The sequence below is a fragment of the Paenibacillus sp. MT124 genome (assembly GCF_058792755.1).
Genome location: NZ_CM179500.1, coordinates 4,832,816 through 4,851,222, shown reverse-complemented (window position 1 = coordinate 4,851,222; position 18,407 = coordinate 4,832,816). Strand labels below are relative to the sequence as shown.

General features: G+C 46.6%; 14 protein-coding genes. 7 read left to right on the top strand and 7 right to left on the bottom strand.

Annotation, left to right across the window (positions count from 1 at the left end; all coding sequences use genetic code 11):
* Positions 1-150: 150 nt before the first annotated feature.
* Genes AC3RCI_RS21900 through AC3RCI_RS21890 form a run of 3 tightly spaced genes read right to left on the bottom strand, consistent with a single transcriptional unit; the run spans position 151 to position 5,024 of the window.
* Positions 151-1,977, bottom strand: coding sequence for an ABC transporter substrate-binding protein (locus AC3RCI_RS21900; RefSeq protein ID WP_492471820.1), 1,827 nt, complete (start codon positions 1,975-1,977; stop codon positions 151-153).
* Between the two features lie 59 nt (positions 1,978-2,036).
* On the bottom strand, positions 2,037-3,551 hold the full coding sequence (locus tag AC3RCI_RS21895) for an ABC transporter permease (RefSeq protein WP_492526385.1): 1,515 nt from the start codon (positions 3,549-3,551) through the stop codon (positions 2,037-2,039).
* A 12-nt stretch (positions 3,552-3,563) separates the two neighbouring features.
* On the bottom strand, positions 3,564-5,024 hold the full coding sequence (locus tag AC3RCI_RS21890) for an ABC transporter permease (RefSeq protein WP_492529967.1): 1,461 nt from the start codon (positions 5,022-5,024) through the stop codon (positions 3,564-3,566).
* Between the two features lie 128 nt (positions 5,025-5,152).
* On the opposite strand from AC3RCI_RS21890, the gene AC3RCI_RS21885 reads away from it, so the two are divergent.
* Entirely contained in the window at positions 5,153-6,898 is a 1,746-nt protein-coding gene (locus tag AC3RCI_RS21885) for an ABC transporter ATP-binding protein (RefSeq protein WP_492526383.1), read from the top strand.
* A 111-nt stretch (positions 6,899-7,009) separates the two neighbouring features.
* Here AC3RCI_RS21885 and AC3RCI_RS21880 read toward each other — a convergent pair whose 3' ends face one another.
* The 3 genes from AC3RCI_RS21880 to AC3RCI_RS21870 all read right to left on the bottom strand — a co-directional run bounded on the left by AC3RCI_RS21880 (position 7,010) and on the right by AC3RCI_RS21870 (position 9,748).
* Entirely contained in the window at positions 7,010-7,789 is a 780-nt protein-coding gene (locus AC3RCI_RS21880) for a hypothetical protein (RefSeq protein ID WP_336780415.1), read from the bottom strand.
* A gap of 114 nt (positions 7,790-7,903) precedes the next feature.
* Complete coding sequence (locus AC3RCI_RS21875) at positions 7,904-8,665, bottom strand: helix-turn-helix domain-containing protein (RefSeq protein WP_492471817.1); 762 nt, start codon at positions 8,663-8,665, stop codon at positions 7,904-7,906.
* Positions 8,666-8,683: 18 nt separating this feature from the next.
* Positions 8,684-9,748, bottom strand: a complete 1,065-nt coding sequence (locus tag AC3RCI_RS21870) for a suppressor of fused domain protein (RefSeq protein ID WP_492526381.1) — start codon at positions 9,746-9,748, stop codon at positions 8,684-8,686.
* Between the two features lie 148 nt (positions 9,749-9,896).
* Between AC3RCI_RS21870 and AC3RCI_RS21865 the strand changes: the two genes are divergently transcribed.
* From AC3RCI_RS21865 to AC3RCI_RS21845, 5 genes are all read left to right on the top strand, one after another.
* Positions 9,897-10,190: a hypothetical protein gene (locus AC3RCI_RS21865; RefSeq protein ID WP_492526380.1), complete on the top strand. Its 294-nt coding sequence runs from the start codon at positions 9,897-9,899 to the stop codon at positions 10,188-10,190.
* Between the two features lie 349 nt (positions 10,191-10,539).
* Positions 10,540-11,997, top strand: coding sequence for a glycoside hydrolase family 1 protein (locus tag AC3RCI_RS21860; RefSeq protein WP_354482433.1), 1,458 nt, complete (start codon positions 10,540-10,542; stop codon positions 11,995-11,997).
* A 70-nt stretch (positions 11,998-12,067) separates the two neighbouring features.
* Positions 12,068-13,492 carry a glycoside hydrolase family 1 protein gene (locus AC3RCI_RS21855; protein ID WP_153979579.1) on the top strand — a complete coding sequence of 475 codons (1,425 nt, stop codon included), beginning with the start codon at positions 12,068-12,070 and terminating at the stop codon, positions 13,490-13,492.
* 232 nt (positions 13,493-13,724) lie between these two features.
* Positions 13,725-14,576 carry a BglG family transcription antiterminator LicT gene (gene licT, locus AC3RCI_RS21850; RefSeq protein ID WP_127538791.1) on the top strand — a complete coding sequence of 284 codons (852 nt, stop codon included), beginning with the start codon at positions 13,725-13,727 and terminating at the stop codon, positions 14,574-14,576.
* 129 nt (positions 14,577-14,705) lie between these two features.
* On the top strand, positions 14,706-16,622 hold the full coding sequence (locus tag AC3RCI_RS21845; protein WP_492526379.1) for a beta-glucoside-specific PTS transporter subunit IIABC: 1,917 nt from the start codon (positions 14,706-14,708) through the stop codon (positions 16,620-16,622).
* A 131-nt stretch (positions 16,623-16,753) separates the two neighbouring features.
* Here AC3RCI_RS21845 and AC3RCI_RS21840 read toward each other — a convergent pair whose 3' ends face one another.
* The gene (locus AC3RCI_RS21840; RefSeq protein ID WP_492526377.1) at positions 16,754-17,635 is read right to left on the bottom strand and encodes a LysR family transcriptional regulator; all 882 of its coding nucleotides are present in this window, start codon (positions 17,633-17,635) and stop codon (positions 16,754-16,756) included.
* 170 nt (positions 17,636-17,805) lie between these two features.
* Here AC3RCI_RS21840 and AC3RCI_RS21835 point away from each other — a divergent pair, with 170 nt between their 5' ends.
* Positions 17,806-18,399 carry an ankyrin repeat domain-containing protein gene (locus AC3RCI_RS21835; RefSeq protein ID WP_492526376.1) on the top strand — a complete coding sequence of 198 codons (594 nt, stop codon included), beginning with the start codon at positions 17,806-17,808 and terminating at the stop codon, positions 18,397-18,399.
* Positions 18,400-18,407 lie beyond the last annotated feature (8 nt).

The following is an 18,407-nucleotide window of genomic DNA, read 5'->3' as shown; positions in this document are numbered from 1 at the left end:
GCCTCTCGCTCATTCAGGATAACATCATTATACCGAACGTACGTTCTTTTATCAAGTTTTACCATTAACCTGCTTGCAATCTGCATGATATGAAAACGGCTGCCGACAGAACCCTGGAGTGATTCTGTCAGCAGCCGTTTATGCTTTTATCTACTTGGATGCGTTGTAATTGCTCAAGAACTCTTTTACTTTGGCCGGATCAGACTTCAATTCATTCCCTGTCTGAACGAGCGGACTTACCGTAGAGTAGGCTTTGAGCTTGTTGTTCTTATAGAACTGGAGAATCTCATCCTGATTAATGGAGTACAGCACTGCCTTTCTCAAGTCACTGCTCTTCGCCACATCTCTATTCTTGGTGTTAAACAGCAGATAGGAAACCGCGTTGCTCGGAATGCTCTGCAGCTTCAGCTTGCTGTCACTTTCAATGATGTCATACTTCGTTTCGGGTACCCCGTAATACAGATGAATTTCACTGCTGCGAAGGGCAGATAGCGCACTGTCAGCATCCGCGATGAAGCGCACGTTTACCTGTGAAATTTTTGGAGCATATTCAGATCCTTTGCGGTATCCGGGGTTTTGATAGAATACGCCCTCGTAGTCGTTTTTGTAAGCCAGAATGTAAGGTCCGCTTGCATACAGTGTGTTGTTGTACGAAGCCCCCTCCGTTACCGTGTTCTGGTCACCATAAGGAATATCCTTGTTTACGTCAAAAGAAGCTACGTCATACGTGTTGATGCTCTCCACCTGTTTCTTGGACACGATCCCCGCGGATTGGTGAGCCAGGTAATTCAGGACTTGAGGGAAAGGCTCTGTTGTGGTCAGTTTCACGACCTGATATTTACCTGCACTATTATCCGCTTTTGTTTTGTCTGAGACCAGTTCGGTGATTTTGGAATCGAGTCCTTGCTCGAGAGCGTCTTTGATGGTTCCCTTACCGCCGGATTGCTGGATCGATTCCAGGGTGCTCAGGTCGGTTACCAGCTCAGCTTCTTTGATATGCTCGTGCAAGCTGTATGTCCGGTGATCCGGAACAGAGTCTTTATTTTTGGCGCGGTCCAGAGAGAAGATGACGTCATCGGCACCCACGCGCTCGCCGGTATCTACTGCCTTTTTGTTTTCAATCTTTGCAAAGTTAATATCGTCTCTCAGAATGAAATAATACTCCGAATTCCCTTCAGCGATGCTGAAATTGTGGGAAAGTGATCCTTCGGCTGTCAGTTGATCATCATCCGTCAGGTTTACAAGACGAACATACATGTTGGTGTTCAATTGGTTGATGGAGCCGTCGTTGCCTTTGATCGGGTCAAGGGAAGTCAGCACGGAAGCACTTTGAGTCAGGATCAGTGGATCCTTAGTATTCTTGGAACTGTCTTTGAATTCGATCGGTTCCCAAGCCATGGCACGGGACTTGGACAGGCGTACCGTATCCGGATTCAGGATGTCCTGATTCACGGCCTGACTTTTCAGGGAAATGTACAACGGAGCGATGTAGGCTTGATCCGTTACCAGGCGGTCCTCCAATTGTTTGTACGTTTCCTTGTATTCTTCGGGTGTTTGGGTAGCTGCGGCGTCAATGAGTTTATCGATCTCTTCATCCGCCAGAATGCTGTAGTCACCACCGGTTTTGAAAAGAGAACGAACGGCATAGTCCGGGTTACCGGTTACTGTCGTCCAGCTGGAGAGAGCAATATCATAGTTGCCTGCGTCCTGTTGGGATTTGTAGCTGCCGTAATCCGGCTGCAGATTCAGCTTTACATTGAAGCCGTTTTTGGTCAGCTGGTCACGGATGATATTAACGTCATTTTCGGAAGAACTTTGGGCGAGCAGCTCAATGTCGACTGGAGCCTGATTCTGAGCGCTCTCTGCTGGCGAAGTCGGGGCCGTCTCCGATTGGGATTCGGACTTGGTCTTCACGCTGCAGCCCGAAATCACGATGACGAGAATAAGCAGCAATGAGATCAACGAACGTTTTTTCATGGGATTACCTCCTGGATAATTTTGAATGGAATGAATTGAATAAATTGAAATTGCTTGAATTAAGCCTTTACCAACTTCGGATCAAGTGCGTCGCGCAGACCATCACCGAGAAAGTTGAATGACAGAACCAGCAGAATGATAGCCAGTCCCGGATAAATGGCGAGATACGAGTGCGTTTCCAGATATGTACTGCCCAGTTTGAGAATGTTGCCCCATTCCGGGATATGTGGTTCGACACCCAGTCCCAAATAGCTCAGGCTGCTGGTAGCAATGACCGCTCCGCCAATCGTAAGCGTGGACTTGATGATCATTGGTGCAAGCGAGTTGGGAATGATGTGCTTGAAAATGATGGAAAGGTTGTTATAGCCGAGTGCACGCGCAGCCTCCACGAATTCGAAGGTGGAAACATAAAGGACACTGGCTCTCATGGTACGTGCATAAGTTGGGATCGATCCCAGACTGAGGGCCAGAATCAGATTGACCGTATTGGCACCGAATGCTGCAATGATGGCAATGGCCAGCAGGATGCCCGGAATGGCATAGAGGACATCGAGCAGCCGCATGATGATATTGTCTGTGTGTCTTCCATAGAATCCGGAGAAGGCTCCAAGGACTCCGCCAATGATTACAGGAATAATGGTCGACAGGCAGCCTACGATCAACGAGATGCGGGCACCGAATACGATTCGGGAGAACAGGCATCGCCCGAAGTCATCCGTCCCGAGTGGATAAGCCAGGGATGGCGGCTGCAGCAGGGCGGAATAGTTGTTTTCGACCGCCATGCTGTAATCAAAGGTGAAGAAACTGCAGATCGAGATGGAAAATAGAAAGATGATAAAAAACATGCCGGACATCGCTGTTACGTTAGGAGCCAGTCGGTCCCAGAGGTCGTTCCAGAAGTTTGATTTCTGTTTCCCTTGTCTCCGGTAGCGCCCAATGATGGAAATGCCGAGCAGCAGTGCAAAAACGTTTCCTGTGACCGAGGTCAGAATCAGCAGGATGCTGACAGCAACCATCCATCGCGGGATGATCGAAGCAGCAGTATACTGGGCTACAATCATCAAAACGACCAGGTCAATGACCAGAATGAGTAGCAAGGCGGCCATGGCTGGCAAAAACATATCGGATACATAGGGTTTGAACATATTGAGCGCCGATACGCCAATAACGAACAGCTGCGTCAGCAGCATATAGACCGCAAAGGTGTATTCCACTTGCTTTGCTTTTTTGATCAGATGAAATGCCGCTGTGACGATGAAAATATTGCCAGAGCAGATGGCCAGCAGCTGAACCCAAGCCAGCCTGCGGGTTAATGCTGAGATATGTCCGTGTCTGGTCAAGTCTTTTCGGATGAGCAGCATCAGAATACTTTGAATGAGCGTGAAGAAAAGATAGATACAAAGTGCAGTCAGCAGAAAGGTTCTGAACTCTTGCCTGCCCAGGTCATAACTGTTAAACAGCAGTAACACCGTTAATAGGAGAGAAGTGACCCATGCAAAGCTGGCCTGACTGTATTCTGGTGAAGACTTAAGCCGGAAACGCACTTCTTGTGTTAAGGAACCCGAATTTGTCATATTGCACCTGCTTTAATATTGTTTCATCTTGGAACGTACTCTTGGATCAATAAATGCGTACAACAGATCTACGATTACATTAATGATGGAAATGGTAATCGCTGTATACACTACTCCGCCCATGATACTCGGAATATCGGGAATAAATTGTTTATCCACAATGTAACTGCCGAGTCCGCTAATATTAAATACTTTCTCCGTTACGGCCGCTCCGCCGAGCATACCTCCGAATTGCAATCCAACGACCGTTACGATTGGAATCAAAGCATTGCGTACCGCATGTTTCAGCAGAACACTCCGTTCGCTGAGTCCTTTGGCGCGAGCTGTCATCACGTAATCTTCGTGAATAACCTCCAAAGTGGAAGAACGGGTCATCCGGGCCACTGCAGCCGTTAATCCTGTTCCCAGAACAATGGTTGGCATAATGATGGACAGCCAGTTCTGAGGATTGAAGGTTGCAGGCAGCCACTGCATTTTAATTGAAAAGTTCAGGATGAAGATCAGTCCCTGCCAGAAGTTCGGAATCGACAATCCGATCAGGGCGATAAACATAAACGTGTAATCAAACAGCGAATTGGGCTTGATCGCCGAGATGATCCCGATGGGAAGTGCGATGACAAGGGCAAGCAGTAGAGAAATGACTGCGAGTGTCAGTGTAATCGGAAACTTTCTGGCTATGGTCGCGGTCACATCCTCATTTCCCGAGAAGGAGTTGCCCAGATCAAACAGCGCGATTCCTTTGATATTGTTCCATAGCTGAACGAGATAAGGCTGATCCAGACCGTATACGTGATTAAAGGCTGCAATCTGCTCCTGTGTCGCTGTCTCTCCGAGAATGTTGGCTGCCGGGTTGAACGGAGACAGATACAGGATGGTGAATACGAGGGTAGCTACACCCAGAATGACGAACAGAGTCATCAGTATTCTTTCGAATATGTACTTTAGATAAGGATTGCCATAGATCCATAGTATGACGTACATCAGACAGCCTGGAATGATAGATAGAGCCACAAACCAGGGTCTATCCAGCAATGCACGGAACGTGTCGGCCATGGTCAGGCGCTGTTCTCCATGTCCCTGCAGCCTGCGTGACGTTCGTTCATACAACTCTTTCTGATAGGTTTCCTCCAGCCACTGCTCCGTCTGACGCTTGAATTCTGTTTCACTGACCTGCTGTTGGAAGAAACGATGTTTGCGCCGCAGCTGTTCTTCTACTATGGTTCGAAGCTTATCCCGGTAAGAAGAAGCGTGCATCTCCTGTTCTACAGCTCGCTGAGTGGTTTGCCATCCATCCTTTTGTCGTTTGGATTGCCACACCAGAAGCACAATCAGATTGATTGGCAGCCCGAGAATAAACAGCACATATCGGTAGGAGGGATGAAGCAGCATTTTGCCATAAATGAAACTCAGATGCTGTGCAAGCCGTGACATTTTGCCGTCTACTGCAAGATTCAAACCGTGCAAACCTCCCATCATTCAGTTTTAAATTGCATTATTCCGATTGATATAGTATATATTATTTAGGGTCTATTCAATTGTCAAGGTATGGAATTGTGTACATATTATGAAACGCATAAACATGAAGGAAAGCAGGTGTTTACATGCAGCCTTTACTGAAAGTTAGTGATTTGTCGGTCTCTTTTCATTCTGGAGAGAATGAGTTTCAGGCGGTACGGGAGGTCAGCTTCGAGGTTCGGAAAGGGGAAACGCTTGGGATTGTTGGAGAATCGGGAAGCGGCAAAAGCGTAACAGCCCGTTCCATTATGAGGCTGCTTGCTTCTCCTCCATCTCAGATGAAGCAGGGAGAGATTTTGTTTCGCGGAGTTAACCTGGCGACCAAAACGCAAAAGGAGATGGAAAGCATCCGCGGCCGCGACATCGGCATGATTTTCCAGGACCCCATGAGTTCGCTTAATCCGACCATCAAAGTTGGAAAACAAATCTCCGAAAGTCTGATCAAGCATCAGAAGCTGTCCCGCAGGGAAGCGAAAAAGCAAGCCATCGCCATGCTCGAACTGGTTGGCATATCACAGAGTGAGGTGCGCTACAATCAGTACCCACACGAGTTCTCGGGAGGCATGCGTCAGCGGGTTATGATCGCCATTGCACTTGCTTGCCGCCCGGAGCTGCTGATTGCCGATGAACCAACCACTGCACTCGATGTGACCATCCAGGCGCAAATTCTGAATCTGATGAAAGACATGCAGGAACGTCTGGGAACGTCCATTATCCTGATTACACATGATCTGGGGGTTGTGGCTGGAATGTGCGACCGCGTCGTGGTCATGAAAGAGGGACAGATCGTGGAATCTGGGACAACGGCAGAGATCTTCGCGAATCCGAAACACGAATATACGTCCAGACTCCTGAATGCCTTGCCGCGGTTGGATGAGAAGAAGAAACCCAAACCGGTTTCACTGTTCCCTAAGGATCTACAAGATGATCAGCCTCTGCTTGAGGTGAAATCCCTGCGGCAGCATTTTAATCTTGGCAAAGGCAACACGCTGAAGGCAGTGAATGATATCAGCTTTTATATCCGCCAGGGCGAGACACTGGGGGTTGTCGGAGAGTCTGGCAGCGGGAAATCCACGACGGGGCGTGCCATCTTGAGACTGCATGAACCGACTGGCGGGGATGTCTTGTTCAAAGGGGTTCCACTGAACCGGCTGTCCACTTCGGAAATGAAAACGATGAGACGGCATATGCAGATCATCTTCCAGGACCCCTACGCCTCATTGAACCCGAAATTGAGAATTATGGACATTATCGGGGAGGCTCTTGATATTCATCAGCTGACCAAGACAACAGCGGAGAGGGAGAAGCGGGTGGAAGAGCTGCTGGAAATGGTGGGGCTTGAGCCATCCCATGCGCTGCGGTACCCTCACGAATTCTCTGGCGGTCAGAGACAGAGAATCGGGATTGCGCGGGCACTTGCTGTGGAACCGGAGTTTATTGTGTGCGATGAACCGCTGTCTGCGCTCGATGTGTCCATACAGGCGCAGATCGTACAGCTTCTTGAGGAATTGCAGCAGCGGCTTGGTTTGACGTATCTTTTTATTGCACACGACTTGTCCATGGTCAAACATATCAGTGATCGTGTGGCTGTGATGTATAACGGTAAAATCGTTGAGCTTGCTGAGAGTGAAGAGCTCTATTCCAATCCACAGCATGCGTATACGAAGTCGCTTCTCTCTGCAATCCCGGTCCCTGATCCGGCTGTGGAAGCGAAGAAAAAACGCACGGTGTTTAAAGAAAACAGCAGGGAGCAGCTAGCCGATCGTTACAATCTGGAGCAGTCCAAGTGGGTCGAAGTAACGGAAGGGCACTGGGTGGCCGTTTCCGGCTAGAACGGATCAAAGTGATCAAACAAGCAGGCACAAAAAAATAACCCCGTCAGTGATCTGTGCAAGATCAACTGTGCGGGGTCCTTCATACGTTTGTTTTAGGTGTGGACTTTATTATTTGAATTGAACGGATTTCTTGATGTTGTCAATCTCGGCTTTGCTTGCATCATCCAAATACGTGAAGATGAAGTTGAAGGCATAACCTTCAATGATGGTGCTGTAGTAATCCTGTGTAATGGTTGTACCGTCACCAGCATCCATTGTGATTTGCATAACATCCATCTCTTTACCGCCGATCGTTTCGGTTGCAATTTCTTTATATTCATAAGGGAACTGGCTGTCGACCATGAATTTCTTGGTTGCTTCCAGGTAGTCTTTACCTGTGCGAATCCCCTGCAGCAGGCTGACTTTCTCGGCAATGGCCATAGCGGAAGGACCTACTTCCTGACCACCCAGCGGCAATTCCGAAGCCATCAACAGGTTCAGTGTTTTTGTTTGGGACAGTTCAAGCTGTTTTTTCTTCGTATCATCGTCACCGGCAATGGCTTCCGAAGAAGCACTTGTCAGCTCGTTCATTCCTTCTGCATCCTGGAACTCCCATTCCTCAGGGAATTTCAATGATACACCGAAGTAGTCATTCGTGTAAGAACCTTTTTCGGTTGTGCCCAGTTCCACGTTAGCTGAATTGTCTTCCTCAGCTGCTGCGTCAGTCGACGTTTCCGTACTTTCAGTATCCTCTGTCTTGGCGGTATCCGTGTCTGTAGCGGCTGCAGTTTCTGTTTTAGTCGTGTCTTCCGTTTGAGCGTTGTTATCTGCCTTGTCACCGCAAGCGGCTGCAACAAGCATCATCATGATGAGCATAGTGAATAAAGACGTTTTTTTTGTGATAGACATAAAACCCTCCTGAATTAAATGTGTGTGTTTTTTCTCTTTCTCTAATCTGACGTACTACAAAATTGTAGCACAAGTGTTCTTCTTGACCACCTATAGGAAACTATAGGGGTTCCACTATAAATAAGACAATCGGCTTGCAATTGAAACAGCTTCCGTGCTGGATTGCACACCTAATTTGTTGAAGATCACTTTTTTGTGGTGATTCACCGTGCATTCCTTGATTTTTAATTTCAAAGCAATGGCCTTAACGGTTAACCCTTTTGAGATCATTTCAAGGATGGTTAACTGACGCTCAGTGAAATCCACAGAAGGTTTCTCGGAAGGAATGGATGACATCAGGCTCTGATAGCTGTTCTGCATATGGGCAGGGATGAGCTTGGCAATGGCGATTAATTCACTTTGCATATCTGCGTTAATGGTGGACACATCCAGATAACCGGAATGGTTGATTCCTACAGATAGAGGCGTAGCGTAACAGTGCCATTGCTGAAAAAGCGGGCTCTCATGCTGCTCTGGTGGCAGCAATACCGGTTCGTTCTTTTCCATGGTGGCCGAGATGGCGTTGATTCCGCAGCTCTGTGCAGTGAAAACCATGCCTGGACGAATCGGTGACTGCTTCACTTCATCCTCCAGATCAGGGCTGTAATCCATGGCGAGCAGCACGCCATCCGCATCCGTCAGCAGAAACAGATAGGTGCTGGATAGGTTCTCCCTTATATCCGATAGACTGCGCTGGAAGGCACCGATCAGAAAATGATTGATTTTGCGCAATCTTTCCAGACTGGTCCTGGAAATATATTTAATATGAGCCATGCTCGATCTAGGTGCACTGATGTCAGACCAAGGTTCCAGCAAGGCCGATGTAGTGACAGACATGATACTACCTCCTTACATTTAACCGATGGTTTCTACGACGCGACCTTCCTGGTCGGTAATTTCAGTTCGGACGATTCGGATAACCAAGCCGGGAAGGGAAGGTATTTCGAATGTCATTTCCGAAGGTTTAAGATGAGCTGTTAGTTCGTTTACTGTCTGTTCATTCACGGTTACGGTGATTTTGGTTTCTTCTTCATGAAAAGCAGCATTTTCTCCGGCCTCGAAGGTGATATTTACTCCTGAACCTACAAGTGATAACGGAGCACCTTTTGCAATGCGGCTGCGCAGTATTTTTCCAATCAGAACCGCCTGTTTGGCTCCAAACTGAAGTTCGGCGGGCACATTTTTTTGCAGCAATCTTTTGCGGGAAGGCGTCCAAGTTAGTTGTTGTATGAATAAAAATGCCGTGCTTGAGCCTTCAAGCTCAATTCCACGCTGAACAGCCTGCACTACCGATGGAATATCCACATAGGAGTTACGCATGAGATCCGTGACATATTTGGGCATGAAAGGTTCGCATGATTTGAGGAATCCGCGAGTATTCCACGTTTGCATTGTTTCCAGTTCACGTCCGGTGATTCCGACCATTTGAATGAACTCCACTGTACCATTAGGGGTGGATAGCTGCTTCAGATCCGGGTCTTCAATAAAGGAAAGGGCGGTCAGCAAGGTATCAGAGCCCAGACAGATCGGTCCATTGGCATCCAGATAGTCGCCTGGGCGAAATACGTTACCACTATTGAAGACATACCGCCCCATATTCTGTAACAAGTTCAGAGCCCAAGCGGGAGGTTCAGTCTCATCCTCTGTTCGGGTAAGCCGAAAGGTCAGTTCGAATCCATATCCACTGTGCTCTGGATCATTGGTTTCTTTGTCATATAGTTCGGAGAAGCCGTACGTTACAAAATGCCAATGAGGCGTGGGATGTTCCACTTTATAGGCACTGATTCCATCCAGAGGGTCAGGTCCTCCGAGCGCATAAGGGATGGCTGTGCCATAATGTTTGGGTTCCTGCTCCCCATAAAGTTCGTTAAATGCTGTATCAATGGCATCCCAGCCGGCTGTGCTTGCTTCATCAGTCATAATGGGTTCCTCCTTCAGGTGTTCAATCTCCCAAAAAACATGTAAAATTAAGTTTACCTGTCTCAGTTATCGTTTCAAGCGGCTTAAGGCTGAATTATGTCAGATAGGACTTCGGGGTATCAAATCGCATTTCAGGGAGGCATTTTACATGAGTATGAAAGATATCTTTCTTGCTGAATTCAATCAGGAGAATTGGGACTCATTTGTTATGTGCTTTGCCGATCGCTTTTTGCAGGTCGATCCGAAACTGGTGGAAAGCGCGAAACAAAAGGGAATTCCGGCAGATATATGTCAGGTGTTTTTATGCGAAATGGGGGAGTATGCACTGGAATGGGTGCGCAAAAAGCTGCTTGCTTTAGGCGACCAAAGTCCTGCAAGCTATCTGGGTCATACAGACAGCACAAATGCATCAAGAGCAGCCGTTATGTGCATGCCGCGTTGAAGTTCTTCTATATAAAATGGGTGTCACGTGGTGAAGTTGATTTTGATTTATAGATATGTTACGCTTACATCACGAGAGAAAAACAACCGAATAATCAATACATCGTTTGATGGATTGTTACTGCGAAGACAGGCAAAACCTAAACTGATGGTGAAATGAAAGCTCCTTTTTTGGGCGCTATTTTACCTTGAGTTTAGGTTTTTCTTGTTTTCTGGCCTCTTTTGGGTCCATGGATCAGGAACAACCTCAAGTGGATCTACTGATTATCGTGTTGGTTTGCTCGAAATAGGACATTCTATCTTTCTGACTTGTCATTACAAAATAAATTGTTGAAAAGAGGTTGTTGTTCATGACTACGGCAAAAAAAGGTTTCCCTGAAAACTTCCTATGGGGCGGCGCTACTGCTGCCAATCAATTGGAGGGTGCATTTGATAAGGACGGCAAAGGACTTTCCACAGCAGATATGATTGCCCATGTTCCCAAAGAGAAGCGTACTGGCGGACATGCGATGGAAATCTCCTCTTCCCGCATCGAAGAGATTCTGTCAGGCAAAATTGAAGAGCGTTTCCCGAAACGCTTTGGTATCGATTTCTATCATCGTTTCAAGGAAGACATCGCCTTGTTTGCCGAAATGGGCTTCAAAGTATTCCGCTTGTCCATTCACTGGGCGCGCATTTTCCCGAACGGTTATGATCAGGAACCGAACGAAGCAGGTCTGAAATTCTATGACGAAGTCTTCGATGAACTCTTGAAATACGGCATTGAGCCGCTGGTAACCTTGTCTCACTACGAAACTCCGCTCGGTCTGACACAGAAGTACAATGGCTGGGCTAGCCGTGAAGTTATTGGGCACTACGTAAGATATGCAGAAACAGTATTCAACCGGTATAAAAACAAAGTGAAATACTGGCTGACTTTCAATGAAATCAACGTCATGCTGTTCAGCCCGTACACTGGCGGCGGCATTCTGATCGATAAAGTAGACAACAAATTGCAAACGACGTATCAAGCGCTGCATCACCAATTCGTAGCAAGTGCAATGGTAACAAAACTTGCGCATGAGATTATTCCTGGTTCCCAAGTGGGCTGTATGCTCGCTCGCATGGAGACGTATCCGGCGACTTGTAACCCGGTAGATGTGCGTCTGGCTCAACACGAGAATCAGATCAACCTCTTCTTCACGGATATGCACGCTCGTGGTAAATACCCGAACTACATGGCACGTTATTTTGAAGAGAACAACATCGTGATTCAAAAAGAAGCTGGCGATGATGAAATTTTGCTGAACAACACGGTCGATTTCATCTCCTTCAGTTACTACATGTCCGTAACCAAATCAGCTTCTGCTGACCTGGAGGAAACTGCAGGCAACCTGGCTGGCGGTGTAAAAAACCCTTATTTGGAAGCTTCCGACTGGGGTTGGGAGATCGATCCAATTGGCCTGCGCATAACGCTGAACAACTTCTGGGATCGTTACCAAAAACCATTGTTCATCGTAGAGAATGGTCTTGGAGCTTATGACAAAGTAGAAGAAGATGGTTCGATTCATGACTCCTATCGTGTGGATTACCTGAAAAAACACATCGAACAAATGAAGGAAGCCATCAAGGATGGTGTGGATCTAATCGGATTTACGGCTTGGGGTCCAATTGACCTGGTGAGTATGTCCACTTCCGAAATGTCCAAACGGTACGGCTTCATCTACGTTGATCTGGACGACGAAGGTAACGGAACCCTCGAACGTTCCAAAAAGGATTCTTTTGACTGGTACAAAAACGTGATTGCAAGCAATGGTGAACAGCTGTAATTACAGGTTCGGATAGCTTGAACGCTTCTGACAAACAATGAATAGACACGATAAGAGAGGAATGATTGAGATGACAACACCATTTCCTAAGGACTTTCTATGGGGCGGCGCGGTAGCCGCCAACCAGCTTGAAGGAGCTTATAATACGGATGGTAAGGGATTGTCTGTCCAAGATGTGATGCCTCACGGGATCACCACGCCAAGAACGGAAGGACCTACGGAAGATAACCTGAAATTGATCGGAATCGATTTCTACAACCGGTACAAAGAGGATGTAAAACTGTTTGCCGAAATGGGCTTCAAAGTGTTCCGTACATCCATTGCCTGGTCCCGAATCTTCCCTAAAGGGGACGAGCTTGAGCCAAACGAAAAAGGTCTGCAATTTTACGATGACCTGTTCGATGAGTGCCATAAATACGGGATTGAACCCCTAGTAACGATCTCTCACTATGAGACGCCGCTGCATCTGTCCAAAACGTATGACGGCTGGGTTAACCGTAAAATGATCGAGTTTTACGAACGTTATGTAACCGTTCTGTTCAACCGCTTCAAAGGCAAAGTAAAATACTGGCTGACGTTTAATGAAATCAACTCCATTTTGGAGGAGCCATTCATGAGCGGCGGGATCTATACGCCAAAAGATCAATTGAGCAAGCAGGATCTGTATCAGGCGATTCACCATGAGTTGGTGGCAAGTGCACTGGCTGTTAAACTGGGTCATGAAATTATGCCGGAAGCCAAAATTGGCTGTATGGTTCTAAGTATGCCAACGTATCCGCTGACTCCGAATCCGGATGATGTAGTTGCAGCGATGCATGCAGAACAACGCAATGACATTTTTGCCGATATCCACGCACGTGGATACTATCCAAAATACATTAACCGTTATTTCAAGGCGAATAATATCAATATCAAGTTCGAAGACGGAGATGCGGAAATTCTGAAGCATACGGTCGACTTTATCTCGTTCAGCTACTATGTAAGTATCTGTGAGACAGGCGATCCAGAGAAACGCATTGAAGGAAAAGGAAATCTGTTTGCAGGGGTTCAAAACCCTTACCTTAAAGCAAGTGAATGGGGCTGGCAGATCGATCCGCAAGGTCTGCGTGTTACGCTGAATAAATACTGGGATCGATATCAAAAACCATTGTTTATCGTTGAGAACGGGCTGGGTGCCGTGGATGAATTGATCACGGACGAGAACGGCAATAAAACGGTAAATGACGATTATCGCATTCAATATCTGAATGACCACCTGGTGCAGGTGGGTGAAGCGCTTGAAGATGGTGTAGAAGTTATGGGCTACACTTCATGGGGCTGTATCGACCTGGTTAGTGCATCGACTGCAGAGATGAAGAAGCGTTACGGATTTATCTATGTGGACCGCAACAACGACGGAACAGGTTCACTGGAACGGTATAAGAAAAAATCGTTCCATTGGTACAAAGAAGTTATTAGTACGAATGGTGCAAGCTTGAAAGGCATTAACGAATAATAGTGGTTCAAAAGGCATGGTTGACAAGCATCTTCTCATGTCATAATTAGTCACATTAACCGCTTTCACAAAAACATTGTCATATAGATATTTATATGGTAAGATGGGCCTAAGGCTAATGAATAACTGGATTGTTACTGTTCAATCAGGCAAAACCAGAAGCAGGGCATCTTTCGTGACCTGCTTTGGTTTTGCCTTTTACTACTTTGACGGTGCAAGGTGATGTGAAGAAATGAAAATTGAGAAGGTGCTCAACAACAACGTAGTTACCGTGATTGATTCGGGCGGAAACGAACTGGTCGTCATGGGGCGGGGAATTGCCTTCAAAAAACATGCTGGTGAATCGATCGACGAAAGTCTTGTCGAAAAAATATTCTCATTGGAAAGCAAGGAAGTATCGCAGAAACTGAAAACGCTTCTGTCCGATATTCCAGTTGAATATGTTGAATGCTCGGATGAAATTATTCGTTATGCGGAGACGGTGTTAGGTGAGAAGTTACATGAGAGCATCTATATTTCACTAACGGATCATATTCATTTCGCCATTGATCGACATCGTCAAGGATTGCAGATCCGTAACGCACTGTTCTGGGAGATCAAGCGCATGTACCGCAAGGAATATGCCATTGGACTAAAGGCACTACAGATTATTGAAGAAACGCTGGGTGTACTGCTTCCCGAAGACGAATGCGCATTCATCGCCATGCATCTGGTCAACGCCCAGATGAACGGCGAGATGAGAGAAACCATCAGTATTACGAATATTGTCAAGGACATACTCAACATTGTAAGGCGCAGTTTTGTCATTGAACTGGATGAGGATTCGCTGAGCTATTATCGCTTCTTAACCCATCTGAAGTTTTTTGCTCAACGTGTGCTGCAAGGTACAGCCATTGAAGACAAGGAAGAAGATAATCCGCTTCATGATCTGGTGAGTAAGCAATATCCTGAAGCATATGCTTGTGCAGTCAAGATTAATGATTATACACGGAAAATCTATAATCGGGTCTTGTCTAAGGAAGAAATACTGTATCTGACGATTCACATTGAGCGTGTTGTAAGAAATGAACAACCAATTGAATAATTTTGGGATTGTTACTGCTAAAAAGGCAAAACCTAAACGTTGAATAATGATAAGCTGAAACTGCTTTGTCATTATTCAGTGTTTAGGTTTTTTTTTAACCTTCATTACACATTAAAGGAGCAAAATACAATGGATAAACAACAATTGTCCAAAGATATTCTGAAATTGGTCGGTGGAGAAGAAAACATTGATCAAGTCACGCACTGTATGACAAGACTCAGATTTAATCTCAATGACAACGGCAAAGCTGACAAAGCGACGCTTAAAAATACACCTGGCGTTATGGGCGTTATGGAGAATGGTGGTCAATTTCAGGTTATTATCGGGAACGATGTGCCTGTGGTGTATAACGCGCTGGTAGGAAACATGTCCAAATCTCCTGATGCGAAACCAGCTGCTGCTGCAACAGGCGGCAAAAAGAAAAATCCGCTGAGTGCCGTATTTGACTTTATTTCAGGTGTGTTCACTCCAATCCTTCCAGCCATCACTGGCGCAGGTATGATCAAAGGAATCGTGGCCTTGCTGCTTACCTTTGGATGGATTGATGCAACAAGTTCAACATACATCATCTTGTCCGCAATTGGTGATGGTGCGTTCTACTTCCTGCCAATCATTCTCGGGATTAGTACAGCACGTAAACTCGGGAGCAATATGTACATTGGTGCGGCCATTGGTGCATCGGTTATGCATCCAACCATTACCGCTTTGTTAGCACCGGGTGAGAATGTATCTTTCATCGGTTTGCCGGTTGTAGCTGCAACCTATGCATCTTCGGTTATTCCGATTTTGATTGCAGTCTGGTTGGCATCTTATGTAGAAAAAGCTATCGACAAGGTTACACATGCTTCACTTAAATTGATTGTTGTACCAACAGTTACACTGCTTATCATTGTTCCTGTTATGATGATCGCCGTAGGACCACTAGGGGTTATCATTGGTAACGGCTTGACGGACGGTATTAACTGGTTGTTTAATAATGCTGGTTTGTTTGCAGGATTGCTTGTTGGTGGAGCGTTCTCCCTCTTGATTATTACGGGAATGCACTATGCGCTCGTTCCAATCATGATCGGTTCCATTGCAACATTGGGATACGATTACTTGATTCCGCTCATGATGGTTGCTAACTTTGCACAAGCAGGTAGTGCTCTGGGTGTTTCTCTGAAATCCAAAAACAAACAAATCAAATCCTTGTCTGCATCGACTGGTGTTACCGCACTTATGGGTATTACAGAACCAGCTATGTACGGGGTCAATATGCGATTCAAAAAACCGTTTGTGGCAGCACTGATTGGTGCGGCAATTAGCGGAGCGTTCATTAGCTTCTTCCAAACAAAAGCGTATGTTATTGGTGGTCTGGCAGGTCTTTCAGGAATTCCAATGATCATCGGTCCGACATTTGTATATGCTCTGATCGGAATAGTCATTGCGGTTGTAGCTTCAGCAATTCTGACCTACATCCTCGGATTCGAAGATGTTCCAGAAGCGGTTCCAGCAGCAGCGACTACAGCTTCAGCTGAGCCTGTTACACCAGTTGCCGCTGATGTAAACAGTTCCGCTTCCGCAGTATCTGCGATTGAAGAAGAAAAAGCCCAGGATCAAGAAGTATTCAGCCCGATGACAGGGGAAGTAAAACCGTTGAGTGAAGTACCGGACCCTGCATTCTCTGAAGAAATTATGGGTAAAGGATTTGCAATTCAGCCGACCGAAGGTCGTGTGGTTTCCCCGATTAACGGAACGGTGTTCTCTTTGTCGAAGAGTGGACATGCGATTGGTCTGGTCAGCGACAACGGTGCAGAGATGCTGATTCACATCGGAATTGATACAGTGAAGCTGAAAGGCCAATTCTTCTCGCCTAAGGTTCAGGCGGGTGCAAAAGTTGCTGTGGGTGATGTATTGATGGAATTTGACCGTGAAGAAATCGAAAAAGCGGGTTATACAACCATTACACCAGTCATCATCACAAACATGCATCAATATGAGTCTATTGTATCTGCAGGTCGTACTGCAATTAAAGAGCAAGAGCTGCTCTATACAGCCAAAGCCTAATCCATAAGAAACAGCAGAGTTTCCAAACGTACTGGAGACCCTGCTGTTTTTTTTGTTTATAACTATTTTTTGTATGTCACTGCAAAGGCAAATCCGTTGCTGTCAGAAGCAACACCTCATCCGTTATGTACCTATGGGATCATCTCCCGAACCAACTGCACGAATTGCTGGGCCGGCTTGGACAGATAACGATGGTGCAGCCAGACGAGCGCTGAACCCACGGTGGAGTTTGGATCAAGGATCCGATATACATGGAATGATTGTTCGTGATGAAGCTGCAGCACAGTGCCAGGCACGATGGAGTTCGCGAATCCGAGCCGGACCAGCTCTAGCAGCATGGCCACATCTGAGCATTCACCCATAATCGTAGGCTTCACCTGATGTTCACGAAACTTCTCGAGAATCAGTTCAAACATGCCGAGTCCCTCTGTACTGGGAAGCAGGAGTGGAACTTCTGCCAACTGATCAAAGTGAGTGCCATGTTTCCCCTTGGTCTCCAGGGGCTCCAAGGATATGTAGTAGAGCGGCTCCTGCGGCAGATGCAGCACTTCATAGTGTTTTGTTTTTACCGGCATACGTACACAGGCCAGCTCAATCAGTCCATCATCCAGCATGCTGCATAGTTGAGCGGATTCATTCTGCTGAATTTTATAGGTTACTTGAGGATGGCTTGTGCGAAATTGCTGGAGCGCCTTCGGGATCAGACTATCGGAAATGGTATTCATGCCCAGGGATAGCTTGCCCCGGATGCCGTAACGGAAGCTCTGCATTTCCATAACGGCTTCCTCCATGTATTTGGTCATCGTGACGGCATAATCATAGAAGCTGCGGCCTGCTTGCGTCAATTCCATCAGGCGTCCTTTGCGTTCAAATAAGGCTACGCCAAGCTCTTCTTCCATCAGTTTTAATTGCTGGCTGAGTGGAGGCTGAGCCATGTGCAGTCTTCGGGCAGCTGCGGTAATTTGTTTCTCTTCGGCAATGGCAATAAAGTAGCGACATTGTTTGATATCCACTTGTTTTCACCCTCGTTGCAAGTATATGTATTTCGTATAGTTAGCCAACAAAACATGTATTTTTAATATACTATCCTCTTATGGTACCATACATTAGATTTACGCACCTAAATAGCAAGATTCGATCTCCATTGGAACGCTGATCCACAAGGTTAACAACGAATTGGAGGATGAACGCATTGGTTAATACGATACATGCCGCTGCAGAAGCTGGACATACAGATGAGGTGATCCGGTATATTACACAAGGTGCCGGATTGAATGAACGGGATGCGCTTGGGCGAACACCACTAATGGCTGCAGTGCATGGCAACAAGGTACAGACCGTTAGCATGTTGATTGATGCCGGAGCGGATATTAACATTCAGGATAATCGATTGGATAATCCATTGTTATATGCCAGTGCCGAGGGCCTCAAGGAAATTGTTGAAATGGCCGTCGCGGCTGGGGCAGATACAAGATTAACGAATCGCTTTGGCGGAACCGCACTTATCCCTGCAGCAGACAGGGGCCATGTGAACATTGTGGATTTCCTGCTGAATTGTACGGATGTGGATGTGAACCATGTCAACAATCTGGGCTGGACAGCTCTGCTGGAGGCCGTCATTCTGGGAGACGGTGGACCGCGGCATCAACAGATCGTGGCATTGCTTCTGCAATATGGTGCCGATAGAGAGATCGCCGATCGGGATGGCGTTACCCCACTAGCTCATGCCAGACGCAACGGTTATACCGAAATGGAACGAATGTTATTGAATAGCTGAATGAAGGT

What these genes read in the sequence shown, in the direction of transcription:
- AC3RCI_RS21885 (WP_492526383.1), top strand. Translation starts at nt 5,153, where the DNA reads ATGCAGCCTTTACTGAAAGTTAGTGATTTGTCGGTCTCTTTTCATTCT.
- AC3RCI_RS21875 (WP_492471817.1), bottom strand. Translation starts at nt 8,665, where the DNA reads ATGTCTGTCACTACATCGGCCTTGCTGGAACCTTGGTCTGACATCAGT.
- AC3RCI_RS21895 (WP_492526385.1), bottom strand. Translation starts at nt 3,551, where the DNA reads ATGACAAATTCGGGTTCCTTAACACAAGAAGTGCGTTTCCGGCTTAAG.
- AC3RCI_RS21845 (WP_492526379.1), top strand. Translation starts at nt 14,706, where the DNA reads ATGGATAAACAACAATTGTCCAAAGATATTCTGAAATTGGTCGGTGGA.
- AC3RCI_RS21870 (WP_492526381.1), bottom strand. Translation starts at nt 9,748, where the DNA reads ATGACTGATGAAGCAAGCACAGCCGGCTGGGATGCCATTGATACAGCA.
- AC3RCI_RS21880 (WP_336780415.1), bottom strand. Translation starts at nt 7,789, where the DNA reads ATGTCTATCACAAAAAAAACGTCTTTATTCACTATGCTCATCATGATG.
- AC3RCI_RS21860 (WP_354482433.1), top strand. Translation starts at nt 10,540, where the DNA reads ATGACTACGGCAAAAAAAGGTTTCCCTGAAAACTTCCTATGGGGCGGC.
- AC3RCI_RS21900 (WP_492471820.1), bottom strand. Translation starts at nt 1,977, where the DNA reads ATGAAAAAACGTTCGTTGATCTCATTGCTGCTTATTCTCGTCATCGTG.
- AC3RCI_RS21890 (WP_492529967.1), bottom strand. Translation starts at nt 5,024, where the DNA reads ATGGGAGGTTTGCACGGTTTGAATCTTGCAGTAGACGGCAAAATGTCA.
- AC3RCI_RS21855 (WP_153979579.1), top strand. Translation starts at nt 12,068, where the DNA reads ATGACAACACCATTTCCTAAGGACTTTCTATGGGGCGGCGCGGTAGCC.
- AC3RCI_RS21835 (WP_492526376.1), top strand. Translation starts at nt 17,806, where the DNA reads ATGAACGCATTGGTTAATACGATACATGCCGCTGCAGAAGCTGGACAT.
- AC3RCI_RS21865 (WP_492526380.1), top strand. Translation starts at nt 9,897, where the DNA reads ATGAGTATGAAAGATATCTTTCTTGCTGAATTCAATCAGGAGAATTGG.
- licT (WP_127538791.1), top strand. Translation starts at nt 13,725, where the DNA reads ATGAAAATTGAGAAGGTGCTCAACAACAACGTAGTTACCGTGATTGAT.